Origin of the sequence: Rhodococcus sp. Eu-32, from assembly GCF_003336925.1 — a bacterium.
GTDB classification, from domain to species: Bacteria; Actinomycetota; Actinomycetes; order Mycobacteriales; family Mycobacteriaceae; genus Rhodococcoides; species Rhodococcoides kyotonensis_B.
The window spans coordinates 177370-194953 of the sequence record NZ_QGNK01000011.1; the positions used below are offsets into that span (position 1 = coordinate 177370).

Sequence of the window (17584 nt, forward strand, 5' to 3'; positions counted from 1 at the left end):
TCGAACGTTACGTGAACGTTATGTGTTTTGCCTACGAAACTCGTGTGACCAGCGCAAACGGTCCGATGTCGGTGACGGTGAATCGCGGATCCTCGAACAGCGACTCGTCGAACGTGACGGTGTAGCGCCGTACGTTGGGGTCGTTCGGGTAGACGTCCTCGGCAAGGCGCAGTGTGTAACCGTCGGCGCCGCGGCGAAACAGGAAGGCGTCGGGAGCTGTCCATTCGCTGCTGTCCATCGCGGCGACGAGCTCGTCGGGCGACCCCAGCTCCGCCCAGTCCTCGATGGCTGCGGCCCGCTGATCGAACTGAGCCAGCGGATTCGCGTAGTGCGACGTCAAACCCTGAAAGCCGAAGTACGGGTAGTAGCTGAGGAAAGACGTGTCTGCCGTCAGCACGATCGTCTCGTCGCGAGGCTTGCCGAGTTGCTCGCCGATGGCCTTGTCGACGTCGCCGTAGTACGACACCGCGCTCGGTGGCCGCTTGTCGGCGCGCACGCCGTCACCGTCGGTGTCCTGGTAGGCGACGGTGATCTCGGTCTGCAGCACCTGCGGGATGTTCTGGGCGAATGCCAACGCCCCCACGGCCGCGACGACGACCGCTGCGGCCTTGAACCGTGCCGGCTCGTTGATCGCCTGGTAGATCGCCTTCGAGCCCTCGACGAAACCGAAAACGCCTGCGGCGCCGAGCAATACGATCAGTACCGCTTCGAGTCTGAAACTCAGCAGCGTCGTTCCCGCGACGGTTGAGGCCATGGACAGCAGCGTCCACAGATACACCGCGACGACGCCGATGGTCAGTGCCTGTGCCCGTCGCGACGTGGCTGTCCGCACGGCGAGCCACAGTGTTCCGATCATCGTGAGCGCGCCGAGGAGCGAGAACTCGAACATCGGGAACGGCAGTGTCGCACCGGTTTCCGGTAGATAGTGCAGCGCGGTGCCGGACGTCGCCGGTGTACCGGTCAGCGCATCGACCAGATACGGCAGCCACACCGTCAGCGCGACGAGCCCGGAGATCACCGCGATCACGGCGAGCCTGACGACGACGGGTATCGCTGCGCGCCACGTCTTCTCGGCGCGAATGCCCAGGAACGCCGAGACGATCGCCATCAGTACGACGGCGAACGCGGCCATCCCGAGGTAGAGGGTGTAGAACGTCGCAGCGAGACCGAGGAACAGACCGGTCCCGACGACAGCGCCCCAGCCCCAGTTGTTGCCCGCCTTTGTCGGCATCGATGGACCGCTGTCGCCGTCTATCGGATGCCGCGGACCATCGATGCCGACGAAGCCGGCAGTCACCGGCCGATTCAGCGCACCCAACGCGAGCAGGAAGGCCGGCGCGATCAGGAGAGCGATGACGGCACTGTAGGCCTCGGGAGATGCATAGGCGACGACGAGAGCCGTCGTGACCGCGGAGACCGCGACGGCCAGGTCCGCGCGAACCAGCTGGCGCCACAGTGTGTAGGCGACGACGGCAGTGACGGCCAGGAAGCCGATTGCGAACGGCTTGAACACTTCCCAGCCGTCCATGCCGAGCAGGTTGCCGACGCGTCCGCCGATCCAGAACCATCCAGCCGGGTAGAACGGCGGGATGTCCGCGTACGTCATGTCGCGCAGCGCAGCCGAATCCGTCAACCGCGTCAGGTATTCGGTGCGAAACTCCTGGTCGACGCTGATGCCGAACAGATAGAGTTTCGTTGCCGCCAAAGGCATTCCGAGCGTGACCGTCACGAAGCCGGACAGGCCCACCCACGTGAGCCCGCGTGCCAGCCATGCACGAGTGCCGCGTCGGTACAGCACGATGGCCGCACCGACCAGGGCTGCACACACGACCTGTCCGAGCGTCGTGAGTGCCCGTGTGACGTTGGACGAGTTGAACGCCGGCCACTCGACGAGCGAGAAGGCGTACAGCCCGACCGTCGCAACGACTGTCGCGACGAGAGCGGCCAGTACGCCGTCGACGGCGGTCCCGAGCGCTCGTTTCATCTAGATGGGCAGCTTGCGGAAGATGGGCCGCGGGACGTGCCGCAGGATCATCATCACGAAGCGGAACGGTCCGGGTGCCCAGACCAGGTCCTTGCCCTTCTGCGACGCGGCGACTGCCAGCGCGGCGATGTCTTCCTTGTCGACGGTCAGCGGTGCTTCCTTGACGTGGGCGCTGAACTTGGTGCGCACCATGCCCGGGCGGATGACGGTGACGCGAGGACCGAACGGGCGCAACGCTTCTCCGAGTCCGAGGTAGAAGCCGTCGAGACCCGCCTTGGTGGAGCCGTAGACGAAGTTCGAGCGACGCACGCGCTCACCGGCGACCGACGACATGACGATGATGCGTCCCGACGCCTGTGCCTTCATCTTCTCGCCGAGCAGCACGCCGACGGAGACGGACGCGGTGTAGTTGATGTTGGCCGTCAACACTGCCTTGCGCTGGTCCTGCCACAGTTCCTCGGCGTCGAAGTCGACGGCGAATGCCACGATGGCGACGTCGACGTCACCCTTGGACCAGGCTTCGTCGATTACCTTCGGGTGCGACGCGGTGTCGAGAGCATCGAAGTCGATGACGTCGACTGCCTTGGCGCCCTTGGTCGTCAACTGTGCGACGGCACTGTCGCGCAGCGGGTCGTTCGGCAGAGCCGCAAGGATGACGCGGGCGGGCGATTTCGCCAGGTACTCCTCGGTGATGGCGAGACCGATCTCGCTGGTGCCACCGAGTACGAGAATGGTCTGCGGATTACCCACAGCGTCGATCGTCACAGCAATTCCAACCTTCTGGCCATATCGGAGGCGAAAACGCCTGTGGGGTCGACGGATCGGCGGACCTTGATCCACTCGTCGATCCGCGGGTACATCGCGTGGAAAGTCTCGGCGGTGGTCCGCGAGTCCTTCGCCGTGTAGAGGCGTCCGCCGAATTCGAGGACGCGCTTGTCGAGTTCGCGCACGAATTCGTTCAGCCCCGGCTTGATCGGGAAGTCGACGCAGATGTTCCAACCCGGAATCGGGAAGCTCAGTGGCGCTTTGCTTCCCGGACCGAACAGCTTGAAGACGTTCAGGAACGAGTAGTGACCCGAACGCTGAATGTCGACGATGATCTTCTTGAACTCCTCGACGGCCTCCGGCGGCACCACGAATTGGTACTGCAGGAATCCCTTGGATCCGTAGGCGCGGTTCCACTCACCGAACATGTCGAGTGGGTGGTAGAACGCCGTGAGGTTCTGCACCTTGTTCCGGTAGTTGCCCGCCTTGCGGTACCAGACCTCGCCGACGGCGGAGAACGTGTACTTGTTCGCCAGACCGTTCGGGAAGATGTCCGGGAACGTGACGAGAGGCTTGGCGTTGAACCGCAGCGGATCCTTCTGCAGCTTCTCGGGCAGCTGATCCAGTCGAGCCAATGATCCACGTGAAACCGCAGCGCGACCCAGCTTCGGGGGAGCGGCGACGGCGTCGAACCAGGCGCTCGAGTAGTCGTAGTTGTTCTCGCTGCCGTCGGTGTGGAGCGCGATGGTCTCGTCGAGAGTCTGCGTGACGTCGCCGTCGGCGATGAAGTACGCGGTCTCCGTCGGCGTCATCTCGATGGTGGCGCGCAGGATGATTCCGGTCAGACCGTTTCCGCCGATCGTGGCCCAGAACAGCTTGGAGTTGCGGCCGGCGGGGGTGAGGTGACGAATTTCTCCGTCGGCGGTCAGCAGTTCCATCGAGCGCACGTGGTTGCCGAAGCTTCCGGCGCTGTGATGGTTCTTACCGTGGATGTCGCAGCCGATGGCGCCACCGATGGTGACCTGACGCGTACCCGGCAGCACCGGAACCCACAGGCCGAACGGCAGGGCCGCACGCATCAGAGCGTCGAGGCTCACACCGCCGTCGACGTCGACGATGCGCGTCGTCGCGTCGATGCTGTGAATGCCGTTCAGCGCGGTCATGTCGACGACGAGGCCGCCGGAGTTCTGAGCGTTGTCACCGTACGACCGGCCCAGGCCACGTGCGATGACGCCGCGGCGAAGGTGGGACGGCTTGCTGTCGTTCTGCTCTGCAACCTGCTTGACGGCCTTCGCGATGAGCTCGGGGTCCGAGGTTGAGAGCACCTCACCCGTCGAGGGCGCCGTGCGTCCCCATCCGGTGAGTGTGCGGGTGTGCGTGGGTAGCGGCGCAGTGTTCCCGGCCTGGGGTTCCAGGGGGAAGAGTGCGTCGTCGGCTGTCGTGGACATCGGTGTAGAGGGTACCCGCTTCGACGGGTCACTCCGCAGGCTGCGCTGAGGCTCCGGGGTGAGGGCTAGTCTCTGTGGTCGTGTCCACCCAAGACGACCGGCCGACCGGCGACGAGCATCACGCGCCTCTCCCCGTCGAACTGCCACTTACCGAGAACATCGCCGACGAAGCGCTCGACCTGAAGACTCAGATTATCCGATTCCTGGCGACGGGTGTGCTGTCGGCTGTTTTCGACTTCTCGATCACGATCGCGCTGCAGTACGGACTCGGCCTGCAGCTGTCCATCGCCAAGGCGGTCGGATTCGTGGTGGGAACAACCGTCGCCTACCTGATCAATCGGCGCTGGACGTTCAAGGCGGAACCGTCGAGAGCTCGGTTCATCGCTGTCGTCCTGCTCTACGCGGCCACGTTCGGGGTGCAGAACCTGCTGTACACGGTGTTCGGCCACCTGTGGCCCGAGGAAATTCTGTACAGCGCGGGCGCTTTCGTGATCGCCCAGGGCACCGCGACGGTCATCAATTTCGTCGTGCAGCGTGCGGTGATCTTCAAGATCCGCTGATCCGCGCAGGTTGCAGCGGCTGCGCGGGTTGCAACGTGCGCGTGTGCTGGAAGGTGCGCGGTCAGCCGTCGTATTTGGGTAGGTATCCGGCGGTGATGGCGTCGGCGAGCGAGGGTGCGGCTTTGTCTTTGTCCGAGAGCTGATACTCCAACGGTCGACCGTCGCGGCCGTGGGTGGGCCAGGTGATCGCCAGGTCCGGATCGAGGGGGTTCAGGTCGCGGTCGAGGGACGGGGTGTACTCGATCGAGCACAGGTACATCACCGTCGAGCCGTCTTCGAGGGACAAGATCGCATGCCCGAGACCTTCGGGCAGATACACCGCGCGCCGGTCGACGTCGTCGATGAGCACACTGTCCCACTGCCCGAACGTGGGCGAACCAACCCGCAGGTCGACGATCACGTCCAGGAACGCACCCTTCACGGCGGTGACGTATTTCGCCTGCCCAGGCGGGGTGTCGGTGAAATGAATCCCGCGCAGCACCCCGGCTGCGGACACCGAACAGTTCGCCTGCTGTAGCTCCAACGGTCGCCCGATCGCCTCCTCGAACGCGGTCGATTTGAACCATTCGAAGAACACGCCACGATCGTCACCGAACTGGCGAGGGGTGAACTCGTAGGCGCCGGCGATCTTCAACTCGCGAAAACTCACGTCTTATTTCCCTCGGTCGAGCAGTTCGAGCAGGTACTGCCCGTAGCCGGATTTGACGAGCTTCTCCGCCCGCTCACGCAGTTCGTCGTCGGTGATGAACCCGCGACGCCACGACACCTCTTCGGGGGCGCCGATCTTCATGCCCTGGCGTTCTTCGATGGTACGGACGAAGTTGGAGGCGTCGAGCAGGGAATCGAAGGTGCCGGTATCGAGCCAGGCGGTGCCGCGGGGCAGGACCTCGACGCATAGTTTCCCGGCATCGAGGTAGTGGCGGTTGACGTCGGTGATCTCGTATTCCCCGCGCTCGGAGGGCTGCAGATCGCGGGCGATGGTGATGACGTCGTTGTCGTAGAAGTACAGGCCCGGCACCGAGAAGTTCGACTTGGGGACCTTCGGCTTCTCCTCCAGCGAGATCGCTCTGCCGGCGTCGTCGAACTCGATGACACCGTAGGCGCTGGGGTCCTTGACCTCGTAAGCGAAGACGGCGCCGCCGTCGATGGAATCGAAGCGCGAGAGCTGCGACCCCAAGCCGGGGCCGTAGAAGATGTTGTCCCCCAGGACGAGGGCTGCGCTGTCGCTGCCGATGTGGTCCGCGCCGAGTACGAAGGCTTGCGCGAGACCGTTCGGCTCGTGCTGGACCTGGTAGGTCAGGTTGATGCCGAACTGCGAGCCATCGCCGAGCAGACGTTGGAACTGGTCTGCATCCTGCGCGGTGGTGATGATCAGGATGTCGCGGATGTTCGCCAGGATCAACGTCGAGAGCGGGTAGTAGATCATCGGCTTGTCGTAGACAGGCACCAACTGCTTACTGATCCCCATCGTGATCGGATGAAGACGCGAACCGGTACCACCGGCCAGAATGATTCCCCGCATGACGTGCATCCTCCCAGATCAGGACTGCAGCTGCTCGCCCGCTATCACTGCCACGGGATGCGATACGGCTGGTCGTCCGGTTCGATCGGCCAATTCGCGGGCCAGTCGACCATCGGATCGGCTCGAAGTTCGGAAACCTCCGGAGGTATCGGCCGGGCGTCGATTTCGATGCGGTCCCACGTGGTGTCACCGGCCGCGACGTGTGCTGCATATATCTTCAGCTCACCGGACGCACGAGGGGATCGAGACAGCCGGTCCAACAACAGCGCGGTGACGGCGGTACGCGGCCGCGGCGCACCCACGTCGACGCTGTCGGCGTGACGACGTGTGTTCTCCAGCAGGCCGACCGCGTCGAGCACCCGGTTGTACGCAATCCCCGCGACAGGCTCGCCGATCATGCGTCCTGCCACGGAGCTGTGCCTTCACCGACGGAGAATTTCTCGTCGGGCGTCAAGACCACCGGAGTGATGTCGGCCGTCTTGGCGGTATCGACGGCCATCTTCCCCCTGTCGAGAGCTTGGTTGAACGGTTCGAGGTGGTGGTCTATTCGTCGGCTGATCTGCCCTTCCGGATCGGTGATAGCGTCGAGAAAACGACCGAACTGGTCGACGGCGTCCTCGATTCTGCGTACGAGGTCCATCGTCAAGTCCATTGTCTTCCAAATGATCTCGACAATGCTCGCCACTTGCCAGGCTGTCCCGACGAACGGAACCTTCTTGAGCGCGACCTTCATCGCGGATCGACCGGAGCCCAGGTCGACTTCGGCTTCGAGCATCTCGGCGAGCTTTCCGACGACGGTTCGGACGCCGTTCTTGATCTGTTCGGTGATGATTTCCGACAGTGCGTGAATCGTTCGTCCGCACGGCCCTTCCCAGTACATCGCTGCGACTTGCCGTTGTGAGTAGTCCGAGAATGCTTGTGCGGCCAGTCCGTCCCAGTATTCGTCGACGCGGCGGACCCCGTTCTCGAGCGATTCGGCGGCGGCTTCCATGGCGCTGCCCGCAATGTCGAATGCTTCGCCGAGGCGTCTGATCTCGTTCCAATTACCGCTCAGTGGCAGCGTCACTTCGTTCAGCGGACTCCACCCGCTCAGTTCGAAGATCGTGCTGTCCACTTCCCCGAGCCACCCGGCGGCGTCGTCGATCACCTCACGGGTTTCGTCGACGGCCGGATTCGGTGGGGGATAGCCGATGCCGGAGGGTCCGCCGTAGTCGACCGGGGTGGGGTAGTCCTCGACGGCACCGACCGCAGGACTTTCAGAGGTGCCTGGTTGGGGTACCGGAACCGGAATCAAGTCGGTGTGGGCATTGAGGGCGTCGTAGTTCTTCTTTTCCAGGTCGACGTAGAGCCAGGCGGCCTTCCGAAGTTCGTCGCCGATGTAGCAGCAGTTGGCGGACAGGTGGACGTGCCGCGATCGCGTGTACTCCTGGTAGTGCGCGATGAAGGGTGCGAGGCGTTGAAGGACTTGACCGGGGATGGTCTCGCTGAGTCCTGCGTGTTCATCGATGTAGCGGTGGCTTGCCAGAGTCTGTTGCCCGATGCGGTCCGCGAGCTTGCCCAAACCCGCGACTTCGCTCGCGTAGACGCGGAAGACTTCTTTCGTCACTCGGCAGCTCCTACGGTCGGATCGCTTCGTCGAATGGTCGAGATTATGGTGTCGGCAACTGAATGGTCCAGAGATCGGTCGAGACCTTGGTGTAGTTCGACCATGAAGACAGCGATAGGTGCCGTCGCAAAGCCTGTCGTGGCCACGACGTCGAACGTGGCTTCGGAGGGATCGCAACTTTCGCTGCGGTGAACGTTCTCCGCGCGAACTGTGTATCGAACGGCAGGCTCTCCATCAATTGTGATGGAGAGCGGTCCGGAATAGTGCAGAGTGGGTGCGGGTGCATCTGAGTCTCCAAAGATGATCTCGGCACCGTGGGCTGCGTCGAGAGCTGCGTCGGCAACGGTCGATCCGCTTCGGCCGGTCATTCCCGAGACGGCCAGGGACGATCCGTCCGATTCTGGGCAGTACTTGTAGCCGTAGTCACCGATGGCCCCGTAGACGACCGATTCACCGCCGGTGCTCCAACCTGCAACCCCGCCTGAGAAGTTCCGCCAATCCGCCGGTATGTCGTACGTCAACCCGAACTTGGTGGCGATGGGCTGTGGCTGCCCGTCGGGAACGTCGATTTTCGGCGGCGGGAATTCCATCGACGGAAATCCCGACGGCAAAGGTGGATCTGTCGTTCGGACGACCGAACCTGCGGGCCGCGGCGACGTCGTACCCGCCACGCCCTCGTATCTTCCCGGCACCTCCGGCGCCAGTTTCGGTATCCCCCACAGCACCAGGTTGAACACCGCCAGGCTTCCTGCCAGCAGCAGAAGCCGTCTACGCAATCCCATATGCACTCCCCCCGAAGTCGCGCCGAACGCTAACACGACGTCCCGACGAACCCGCCGGGACCGGTAGGGTCATGACCATGAAACTGCTCGTGACCGGGGGCGCTGGGTTCATCGGTGCAAATTTCGTCCATCAAACCGTCGCCGAGCGGCCTGACGCCGAAGTAACGGTGCTCGACGCCCTGACGTACGCGGGAAATCGGGAATCGCTCAGCTCGATCGAGGACCGAATCGAGTTCGTGGAAGGCGACATCGCCGACCAGAAGCTCGTCGAGAGTCTGGTCAGGGACACCGATCTCGTCGTGCACTTCGCCGCCGAGTCGCACAACGACAACAGCCTCGCCAACCCGTGGCCGTTCGTGCACACCAACGTCATCGGCACGACGACGCTTCTGCAGTCGGTCCGCGAGCACGACGTCCGCTACCACCACATCTCCACCGACGAGGTCTACGGCGACCTCGAGCTGGACGACCCGGCGCGGTTCACCGAGTCGACGCCGTACAACCCGTCGAGTCCCTACTCGTCGACGAAGGCGTCGAGCGATCTCCTGGTCCGTGCATGGGCGCGGAGCTTCGGAGTCCGGGCCACGATCTCCAACTGCTCCAACAACTACGGTCCTTACCAGCATGTCGAGAAGTTCATCCCCCGTCAGATCACCAACATACTGTCGGGCCGACGACCCAAGCTGTACGGCGAAGGCAAGAACGTCCGCGACTGGATCCACGTCGACGACCACAACAGCGCGGTCTGGACCATCATCGACAAGGGTGTGATCGGCGAGACCTACCTGATCGGCGCCGACGGCGAGAAGAGCAACCGCGAGGTCCTGGAGACCATCCTCGAAGAGACCGGCCAGGCCGGCGATGCCTTCGATTTCGTCACCGATCGCCCGGGCCACGACCTTCGCTACGCGATCGACTCGACCAAGCTCAGGACCGAATTGGGTTGGACGCCACAGTATGTGGACTTCCGCAGCGGTTTGAAGGCGACCGTCGACTGGTATCGCGAGAACGAGGAGTGGTGGCGCCCGCAGAAGGACGCGACCGAATCGGCGTACGCGCAGACCGAGTCGGTTCTGTCCTAGCGGGACATGCGATTTCGGAGTAGCAGGTAGACGCCACGTCGCATGAACGACGTGGCGAGCGCCTTCGCGTTCCCGAGCCGTACGTCGGCGGCGGACAGCAGGCCCGGATGAGCTGCGCTCAGGCTCCGGTGGAAGTCCGCGGCCTGGCGTGCCTGTTCCGTCGCGAGTCCGACGCTCCACTGGCCGGAATTGATCCGAAACGTCGCCAGCGGCTGCGGTATCGCGACGACGTCGCCGTGCAGTGCGACGCCGATGAACGTGGCCTGGTCGATCAGATAGGGATGAGCGTTGTCCCACAGCCCGATTCGCTCGAGAACCTCGCGCTTCATCATGACGCAGCCCGGTTCGCCGAAGATGTTGGCGCCTGCCCGAACTGCGGCGCGCGCAGCGTCTCGACCGGACGTCAACCCCGACAATCCGTCGAGCCCGCGGGCGGCGATGAACGTCTTGCCGTAGGCGTCGATCAACGTGCGTTGCGACGCGACCAGCACGGCCGAGGGGTGCTCGTCGAACGCTGCCACCTGCGCGGCGAGCGACGTGGACAGGATGGTGTCGTCACCGCACACGAGCTTGATCAGTTCCCCGCCTGCCTCGGCGGTGACGCGATCCCAGTTCCGCTTGGCGCCGCCGCCCGCTTCGGTCGTCAGCACCCGGATGCGTGGGTCGTCGTACTTCTCGACGACGGCCATCGTCCCGTCGGTCGACGAGTGGTCTGCGATGATCAATTCGAAGTCCGTGAACGTCTGTCCCAGAATCGATTCGATCGTCTCACCGATGTACTCGGCATTGTTGTACGCCGGGACGACGACGGATACCCGTGGGCTCATGTTGTTGTCTTTCTGCGAAACGAGAAATCGCGGTAGCCGAAGAAACTGGCGACAGCCATGATCGCCGTGACGACCAATTGCGAAGGGATGGGCGGGAAGTGAAGGAACGACACGGCGACGGTCATCAGTGAGATGTTCGCCAGGAACGCCCCGAAGTTGACGACGAAGAACCGCCACAGGTCACGTAGGACGTGGCCACGCACTCGGAACACCAGGTAGCGATACATCGCGAACGCGCAGAGCACGTTGCACAGATATCCGAGCACGATCGCGGCGTGGTACCCGAAGCGCTCGCCGATCAGCAATTGCCACAGGATGAACCACGCGGTGCCGAGCGCTGTGTTGACGCCGCCCACGAGCAGGAACGCGAAGGCCTGGTTCTTGATGATTCGCATCAGCGGCCCAGGTGTGCCGCTCATTCCGGCCGGAGGGGCGCTCACCGGCTGACTCCGAGTGCGCGACGCGTCGCTTCCAGTGTCGACGCGATGCCGGCCGGCAGTGTGCGATGGGTCCGTCGGTCGATCTCGGGCCACACCGTCGACCGCAGTCGCAAGTCGCGCCCCTGGAACGCGGCCAGCGGTGATGCGGCGAGGACCACGTTGGGGCGTCGTCGAAACACGGTTCGGCACGCGCCGAGAATGGAACCGATGGTGACGGCGTGACCCGACGCGAAGATCTTGACCGTCGGGGGTTCACGACGCGACTTCGTCAATGCCAATGCGTCGGCGACCATTTCGGCCGCGTCGGACACGAACAGGTAGTCGCGCAGCGTATCCATCGGGACGTAGATCGACACCGGAGATGCCATCAGATATCCGCGGCACAGATGCGAGATGAGCCCCTGCGGCTTCGCGAGGTTCTGCCCGGGTCCGTACAGGTTGGCGAAGCGGCCCATGACGACATTGACGTCGGTTGCGTCGCCGAATTGCCGTGCGATGTCCTCGGATTCGAGCTTCGCTCGGCCGTAGTCGCCCAGCGGCACGGGCGGGCTGTCCTCGTGGTGTGGCGCACCGGACGCGCCTGCATACACCCCACCCGCCGACGAGGCGAGGAACAGTGTGCCCTCGCGAGACCTGTTGCCGATCGACTGGGTCAACGCACGAATGAGGTCGTTCTCGGCGTCGAACTCGGCGAGGGTCGTTCCGTTGACCCCCGCGCCCGCGGCCCACACGATATTCCAGGGTTCACCGTCGTCGAAATTCTCGAAGAACGACGAACATTGTTGTTGTAAAGCGTCTTTCGCCGATTCGTGATTCGACCACGGTACGGCCGACGTCTGGACGGCGTGGCCGCGTCGACGAAGCTCCCGCGAGACCGCCGATCCGAGCAGTCCGCCGCTGCCGACGACCCACGTGTATGTCGTTGTCACGCGGGCGAATCGGGGTCGGAGGCGCGTTCGGTGCGGCCGAGCGGCCCGTCTGCGGGGTCCGCCACGATCAGGTACGGCGGCTTGCCCATCGCTGTCTTGACGTTGACGCCGACGTACTCGGCGACGATGCCCAGGGAGAACAGCGTCGCGCCGAAACCGAACAGCAGCACCACCATCGTCGACGCCCACCCGCGGACGACGGTGTTGGCGTCGAACAGTACGTAGGACGCGAGAACGTACGCCACCAGTACGAGACCGAGCAGTGCGAACGCTATTCCGATGAAGCTGACGAGTCGCAGTCCCTTGGTGCCGCTCGAGAGCACCATGCGCCAGAAGTGGGACAGCAGCGTGCGCAGGCGATATCCCGACCGTCGGTCGACTTCCTCGCGCAAGGTGACGGGACTCGTCGTGACCTCGCCTGCGATCCAGCTGAGCGCCACGTCGAGATACGCCTCCGATCCGGCGTAGGCGGCGACGGAGCGACCGACCTCGCCAAGGACCAGACGAAAGCTCTGATAGTCGACGGTGTTGTCCGCGGCGAGCGCTTTGGCGATGACCCACTTCGATCCGCGCGATGCGGCGTTGCGCCACAAACCATGGGGCGCAACGTTCGTCGGCTTGGCGTACACCAACGAGGACTGGCGATCCAGTGCCGTGTCGAGCAATCCACCGATCTCGGCGGGGTCGTGTTGGCCGTCCTCGTCCATCGTGACGATCCATTCACCACCACTCGACGCCATACCCGCCAACGTCGCGGGATGCTGCCCGAAGTTCCGGCTCAGCCAGACGCCGCGAACGACGTCGTGTTTGCGGACGAGTTCGCGGATCACGTCGGCGGAACCGTCGGGTCCGTGGTCGAACACGAGCAGCACTTCCTCGACGACCATCGGCCGCCCACCGGGAGTCTGCGTCGGCTGGGTCAGCGGGAGGATCTCGTCGACGAGTGCACGCAGCGTCCGCTCGCCCTGATAGACGGGCACCACGATCGAGATGCGGTGCGGGTCGCGGGATGAATCGGACGGGGGCATCACGGGGTATGAGCCTATCTGCTCGGACTCGTCGTACTGGGTTTCGACGAGGTCGGTTCGTGGATTTCTTCGAGGACCGTCGCCCCACGACGATCCGTGCGTCGTCGCCTCACGTCCAGAACCACCAGTAGACCGAGAACGACGATGCCGCCCGCCATACCGGCGAAGCCGATCCGTTGACCGGGTGGACGGAAGTCGATCTTCAGGTCGGCGTCGGATGTTCCAGGTGGTAGGTCGACGTACAGGAAGATGTCGCCGATGCCTTTCGTCTGCAGTGGTTCACCGTTCAGCGTCGCCGTATAGCCGGGCCAGGCGAGCCGCGCGAACACGACGCTGCCACCGTTCGGGGAGGTGACGCGAACCTCTTCGGAATCCGCGGCCGACGAGACCGACGTCGCGGTGACGCCGACGGTCGCCGAGATGCGGCCCTGGTCGCTCGGAAGCGGTCCCGCGATGCGCTCCAACACGTACGTCTGGCGAGCCGAGTCGGCGGTGGGCGGCGTGACCCATTTCCACCCAGGCGGCGCGGGCTGGTCGTCGATCAGCGGGTACTGGTTCTTCTGCAGTACGACGCGGTCGAGCCGCATCAGATCGGCATAGGTCTTGCCGGTGTAGGCGTCGACCTGAAAAAGGCGCCGATAGGCGTCAGGGCAGGTGGATCCTTCGTGCTCGAAGCAGAGCAGGTTGGCGAAGTCGAGATAGCCGACGGGTGTGTAGGCGTTGACGTAGTCCAGGTCCAGCACCTTGGCCGAATTGCCGTACACCTGTGAATGCCACGGCAGCCGAGGGTCGTCGGGTTCCGAGGCGCTGGTCTCGGTCAACTCACGATTGCCGAGCTGCAGCGTCGACCCCTCCCACTTCGGAAACTCCGAGCGCGCCTCCGACTGGGACGCGGGCAGCCACCACTTGTCGAACGGCGGGTCGTAGTTCGCGACCTGATACATCGCGACGGGCGCGATCGTGACCAGCAACAACGCGGCCGTCGCCCTGGACCCATATCGCCGAGCCAGGAACAGCGCCAGCCCGCCGACGACAGCGATGAGCATCCCGGACACGAGGTGACGGCCGAACAGCTCCGGCCCCGACGAGCCGGCGCGCAGCACCAGAATCAGGACCAGCAACGACGCCGCCAGAATTCTGGGTCGCAGCCGCGAGAGCGTGCCGTAGCGGCTGAGGATCGTCGTCACGAGTATCAACGCCAGGATGGCGACGAACGGGAGGATTCGCGCCGGCCAGCGGATCGGGCCGATGTCGCTGGGGCCGGCGGTGAAGACCAGCACGAACACGAGCAGGATCAGTGGGGCCGTGAATTCGCGAAGAGCGGCGGGAACGCGTTGCCACGCGACGAACGCCAGCGCCGGAACGAGGAACCACGCGATGTACGTGACGGGAGACGCTGTCGTCTCACCAGTCCAGGACTCGATGCTCGTCACCGACGACGGGATGCTCGCGGTCAGCGTCTCCGACCAGGGTGCCGTCAGAAAATTGTCGTTGAAGGCGCCTTCGACGCCGCTGCGCCAGGTGACGGCCGACGTCAGCACTCCGGGCAGGAAGGTGATCGCGCCGCACGCCGCGGCCGCGATTCCGACCGTCGCCACTCGTGCGGCCGGCTGCCAGCGACGCTGGAACACCCACTCGCCGATCGCCAGCGAGCCGATCATCACGCCTGCCATGACCGCGGCGTGCACGTAACCGACGCTGATCGCGAGGTAGAGGAAGACGAACGGCAGAATCGGGCCGGAGCGGCCGCGTGCGTAGGAAATGGAACTTGCCCAGGCCTGCATGATCCAGGCGGTGCCCATCAACGCGGTGATCCACGAGGTGTTCTCGAAGAACAGCGTGAATCCGACGAACGGCGCGCTCGCACCCGCGACGGCCGCCCACGCGGGACGCGCCCCGTACGCGAGTCCGACGCGGTACACGCCCCAGGCCAGAACGATCGAAAATCCGAGCTTCACCGACGTCGCCAGCACGACGAGGTTGTCGACGGACGGCGAGATGTAGTTGATCGCCATCTGTACCGGGTTCCACAACCCGCCCTGGCCTTCGACGGGATAGTTGCCTGCCATCCACTGATCGAGAACCAGCGACGGGAAGTGGCCGTCGCGCAGGATCCGACCCAGTTGCAGCCAGTTGGGGACGGCACCCGATTCGGTGTCGTCGATGTAGAAGAACCGCGGATCGACGGCGAGGATCAGCAGATAACCCAGTACGACGACGGCCGCGACCGCAGCACCCCAGGCCAGGCGTTCGGTTCTGCTTCCGAGCCCAGGATCTTGTCCGTGCTGCATCGTGCTGGTCGTCACTGTTCGCTCCGTATGTGATCAAGGGCCGTACGACTGTATCGTCCGTGCACCTCGTCAGCCGAAAGACCAGGCCGTACCGTGCGTCGGGACGGTCTTCCACAGGACTGTGCGACCATGGTCTCCGGCGAGGTTGCCTGGCAGGACGGCTTTGCAGGAAAATCGACGAAGATGGGGTTTCTCGAGGTATGGACGGCACTGCTCTGAATCGTCCCGATGCACCACTCGGTGGGTCCGCGGCAAGCGCGGTAGGACTCACGGCGCAACGAACGCTGTTCGACGGTCCGTCCCCGCTGGTCAGCGCCGATATGTACGCCACCGTGGCGAAGGGCAACGCCGAACGTTCGCGGTACGTCGCGAAGCTCGCCAAGCGCACCGTCGTCGAAACCAACAGCTACTTCGGACGCTTCCCGGCCAGCTACTGGCAGCGATGGACAGAGGTGACCGAGGCGCGGTTCGTCGCGACCGTCACCGGTTCGGGCCGCGTCGACGTCGTCGCCACCGACTACAAGGGCAAGAAGCGGACCGTCGCGAGCACGACCGTCGACACCGACGGCCAGCCCAGCCGCCTCGTGCTGACGGCCAAGGTCACACAGTTCCTCGACGGCGGCGCGCTGTTCGTCCGCTTCACGACGACGTCCGGCGAGCTGTCGGTCGAGGATGCCGAGTGGACCGTCGACGCACCCGAGAAGATGCGTCCGACATCCGTCGTCATCTGCACGTTCAACCGCGCCGACGACTGCGCCAACACTGTCGCCGCCATGGCCGACGATCCCATCGCGCTGCACGGTGTCGACAATGTCTACGTCGTCGACCAGGGCACCGACCAGGTGCAGACGCGTCCGCTGTTCCAGCGCGTGCAGGCCGAGCTCGGCGACAAGCTCGTCTACATCACCCAGCCCAACCTCGGCGGTGCAGGCGGATTCACGCGCGGCTTGTACGAGGTGCAGGGCAAGGGCGGCGATCCGGCCAACGTCGTGTTCATGGACGACGACGTGCTGTGCGAGCCCGAGGCCATCGTCCGGATGAACTCGTTCGCCAACAAGACCGTCGAACCGGCGATCGTGGGCGCGCAGATGCTCTACCTGCTGCACCCCGACCGCGTCCACGTCGGCGCCGAGGTCGCCAATCTGCAGCGGCTCGAGGCCGGCCTGCACGTCAAGAATGCGATTGCCGACAAGAGTGCGCTGAAGAAGAAGCAGGACATGCGCGTCGACGCCGGTTACAACGGCTGGTGGTCGTGCCTCATCCCGTCGGAGATCGTGTCGCAGATCGGCTACCCGCTGCCGCTGTTCTTCCAGTGGGACGACATCGAATACGGATACCGTGCTCGCGCAAACGGATTCGCGACGGTGACGCTTCCCGGCGCGGCTGTCTGGCACGCGGATTTCGCGTGGAAGGACTGGGACGAGTGGCACCGCTACTTCAACCTGCGCAACGGCATGATCACCGCGGCCCTGCACGGCGGACTCGACGGTAGGCAGCTCGCGCGTCAGCTCGGCACCGACCTGTTCCGCTACCTGGTGTCGATGCAGTACGGCATGGCGTTCACGCTGATCAAGGCGGTCGAGGACTTCCTCGTCGGTCCGAGCAAGCTTGCCGACGGCGGTATGGACGCGGCGGCCGCGATCCGACGAGAGCGCTCGGCGTACGACGAGACGAAGCGTTACGACGCCAACGCCGTCCCCGGAGTCCGCCCGGCCGACATGTTCATCACGCCTGCCGGTCCGCACCCGAAGAAGAGCCTCGAGTGGGCCGTGTTGGCCAAGCGCGTGCTGAACCAGTGGCGTGGCCGGGTCGTGCCCGGCCCGGTGGCGATCAGCGCCGACGACGCCCATTGGTGGCACGTGTCGCTGTTCGCGCATGCCGTCGTGACGGATCGTTCGCAGGAAGGCGTGCGAGTGCGCAAGCGCGACAAGGCTGCTGCGATCGACCTGGCCAAGCGTGGCGTGACGGCGTTGCGCCGGCTACGGACCGAGACGGACAACGTCTCGGAGACCTACCGAGTGTCGATGTCGGACCTGACGAGCCGGGACAACTGGACGCGCCTGTACAGCTGAGGCGGCTGCGCCGCACGTGCGCGCGAATGTACAGCCCGCTATACGGCGGTCTCAAGCGGTCATCGCAACGAGCGTCTTGTCGTATGCCTTCAGAGGAGTATCCCATCCGAGGGTCCTACGGGGACGGTTGTTGAGTAGGTCCTCGACCTCGGCGAGCCGTTCCGGGGAGTGAACGGACAGATCGGTGCCTTTGGGAAAGTACTGACGAAGCAGTCCGTTGGTGTTCTCGTTGGTGCCACGTTGCCACG

General features: G+C 64.4%; 16 protein-coding genes and 1 pseudogene. 3 read left to right on the forward strand and 14 right to left on the reverse strand.

Annotation, left to right across the window (positions count from 1 at the left end; translation table 11 throughout):
• Nucleotides 1–31: 31 nt before the first annotated feature.
• The 3 genes from DK926_RS15365 to DK926_RS15375 are packed head-to-tail and all read right to left on the reverse strand — an operon-like array spanning nt 32 to nt 4197.
• On the reverse strand, nt 32–1984 hold the full coding sequence (locus DK926_RS15365; protein WP_114331131.1) for a galactan 5-O-arabinofuranosyltransferase: 1953 nt from the start codon (nt 1982–1984) through the stop codon (nt 32–34).
• Nucleotides 1985–2749 (reverse strand): decaprenylphospho-beta-D-erythro-pentofuranosid-2-ulose 2-reductase, encoded by a 765-nt coding sequence (locus DK926_RS15370; RefSeq protein WP_114331132.1) that lies wholly within the window; start codon nt 2747–2749, stop codon nt 1985–1987.
• Nucleotides 2746–4197, reverse strand: coding sequence for an FAD-binding oxidoreductase (locus tag DK926_RS15375; protein ID WP_114331133.1), 1452 nt, complete (start codon nt 4195–4197; stop codon nt 2746–2748). Before DK926_RS15375 ends, DK926_RS15370 begins: the two co-directional genes overlap by 4 nt.
• Before the next feature lie 74 nt (nt 4198–4271).
• Here DK926_RS15375 and DK926_RS15380 point away from each other — a divergent pair, with 74 nt between their 5' ends.
• The gene (locus DK926_RS15380) at nt 4272–4757 is read left to right on the forward strand and encodes a GtrA family protein (protein WP_114331134.1); all 486 of its coding nucleotides are present in this window, start codon (nt 4272–4274) and stop codon (nt 4755–4757) included.
• A gap of 61 nt (nt 4758–4818) precedes the next feature.
• Here the strand turns inward: DK926_RS15380 and rfbC are convergent, their stop codons facing one another.
• Genes rfbC through DK926_RS27045 form a run of 5 tightly spaced genes read right to left on the reverse strand, consistent with a single transcriptional unit; the run spans nt 4819 to nt 8667 of the window.
• Nucleotides 4819–5406, reverse strand: a complete 588-nt coding sequence (rfbC, locus tag DK926_RS15385) for a dTDP-4-dehydrorhamnose 3,5-epimerase (protein ID WP_114331135.1) — start codon at nt 5404–5406, stop codon at nt 4819–4821.
• Nucleotides 5407–5409: 3 nt separating this feature from the next.
• Entirely contained in the window at nt 5410–6279 is an 870-nt protein-coding gene (rfbA, locus tag DK926_RS15390) for a glucose-1-phosphate thymidylyltransferase RfbA (RefSeq protein WP_114331169.1), read from the reverse strand.
• 44 nt (nt 6280–6323) lie between these two features.
• Nucleotides 6324–6689, reverse strand: coding sequence for a hypothetical protein (locus tag DK926_RS15395; protein ID WP_114331136.1), 366 nt, complete (start codon nt 6687–6689; stop codon nt 6324–6326).
• Entirely contained in the window at nt 6674–7885 is a 1212-nt protein-coding gene (locus tag DK926_RS15400) for a hypothetical protein (RefSeq protein WP_114331137.1), read from the reverse strand. The genes DK926_RS15395 and DK926_RS15400 overlap by 16 nt, the downstream gene beginning before the upstream one ends.
• On the reverse strand, nt 7882–8667 hold the full coding sequence (locus DK926_RS27045) for a hypothetical protein (protein WP_243636834.1): 786 nt from the start codon (nt 8665–8667) through the stop codon (nt 7882–7884). The genes DK926_RS15400 and DK926_RS27045 overlap by 4 nt, the downstream gene beginning before the upstream one ends.
• A gap of 77 nt (nt 8668–8744) precedes the next feature.
• Between DK926_RS27045 and rfbB the strand changes: the two genes are divergently transcribed.
• On the forward strand, nt 8745–9749 hold the full coding sequence (gene rfbB / locus DK926_RS15410) for a dTDP-glucose 4,6-dehydratase (RefSeq protein ID WP_114331171.1): 1005 nt from the start codon (nt 8745–8747) through the stop codon (nt 9747–9749).
• Here the strand turns inward: rfbB and DK926_RS15415 are convergent.
• From DK926_RS15415 to DK926_RS15435, 5 genes are read right to left on the reverse strand one after another with little or no spacing between them, the layout of a single operon-like run.
• Nucleotides 9746–10576 carry a glycosyltransferase family A protein gene (locus DK926_RS15415; RefSeq protein ID WP_114331138.1) on the reverse strand — a complete coding sequence of 277 codons (831 nt, stop codon included), beginning with the start codon at nt 10574–10576 and terminating at the stop codon, nt 9746–9748. The genes rfbB and DK926_RS15415 overlap by 4 nt on opposite strands.
• Nucleotides 10573–10995 carry a GtrA family protein gene (locus tag DK926_RS15420; RefSeq protein ID WP_114331139.1) on the reverse strand — a complete coding sequence of 141 codons (423 nt, stop codon included), beginning with the start codon at nt 10993–10995 and terminating at the stop codon, nt 10573–10575. Before DK926_RS15420 ends, DK926_RS15415 begins: the two co-directional genes overlap by 4 nt.
• A gap of 17 nt (nt 10996–11012) precedes the next feature.
• Nucleotides 11013–11945 carry an NAD(P)-dependent oxidoreductase gene (locus DK926_RS15425; RefSeq protein ID WP_068423337.1) on the reverse strand — a complete coding sequence of 311 codons (933 nt, stop codon included), beginning with the start codon at nt 11943–11945 and terminating at the stop codon, nt 11013–11015.
• Complete coding sequence (locus DK926_RS15430; RefSeq protein ID WP_207890836.1) at nt 11942–12973, reverse strand: glycosyltransferase; 1032 nt, start codon at nt 12971–12973, stop codon at nt 11942–11944. The genes DK926_RS15425 and DK926_RS15430 overlap by 4 nt, the downstream gene beginning before the upstream one ends.
• Before the next feature lie 14 nt (nt 12974–12987).
• A complete protein-coding gene (locus DK926_RS15435) occupies nt 12988–15279 on the reverse strand; it encodes a hypothetical protein (protein WP_207890831.1) in 2292 nt (763 codons plus the stop codon).
• A 185-nt stretch (nt 15280–15464) separates the two neighbouring features.
• Here DK926_RS15435 and DK926_RS15440 point away from each other — a divergent pair, with 185 nt between their 5' ends.
• Entirely contained in the window at nt 15465–17336 is a 1872-nt protein-coding gene (locus DK926_RS15440; protein WP_114331140.1) for a glycosyltransferase, read from the forward strand.
• A 51-nt stretch (nt 17337–17387) separates the two neighbouring features.
• On the opposite strand, the pseudogene DK926_RS15445 reads toward DK926_RS15440, so the two are convergent.
• A pseudogene (locus tag DK926_RS15445) lies at nt 17388–17584 on the reverse strand (IS30 family transposase); the annotation flags it as partial.

Coding starts and splice junctions, on each gene's coding strand:
- DK926_RS15365 (WP_114331131.1), bottom strand. CDS start 1,984: ATGAAACGAGCGCTCGGGACCGCCGTCGACGGCGTACTGGCCGCTCTC.
- DK926_RS15375 (WP_114331133.1), bottom strand. CDS start 4,197: ATGTCCACGACAGCCGACGACGCACTCTTCCCCCTGGAACCCCAGGCC.
- rfbA (WP_114331169.1), bottom strand. CDS start 6,279: ATGCGGGGAATCATTCTGGCCGGTGGTACCGGTTCGCGTCTTCATCCG.
- DK926_RS27045 (WP_243636834.1), bottom strand. CDS start 8,667: ATGGGATTGCGTAGACGGCTTCTGCTGCTGGCAGGAAGCCTGGCGGTG.
- rfbB (WP_114331171.1), top strand. CDS start 8,745: ATGAAACTGCTCGTGACCGGGGGCGCTGGGTTCATCGGTGCAAATTTC.
- DK926_RS15415 (WP_114331138.1), bottom strand. CDS start 10,576: ATGAGCCCACGGGTATCCGTCGTCGTCCCGGCGTACAACAATGCCGAG.
- DK926_RS15420 (WP_114331139.1), bottom strand. CDS start 10,995: ATGAGCGGCACACCTGGGCCGCTGATGCGAATCATCAAGAACCAGGCC.
- DK926_RS15430 (WP_207890836.1), bottom strand. CDS start 12,973: ATGCCCCCGTCCGATTCATCCCGCGACCCGCACCGCATCTCGATCGTG.
- DK926_RS15440 (WP_114331140.1), top strand. CDS start 15,465: ATGGACGGCACTGCTCTGAATCGTCCCGATGCACCACTCGGTGGGTCC.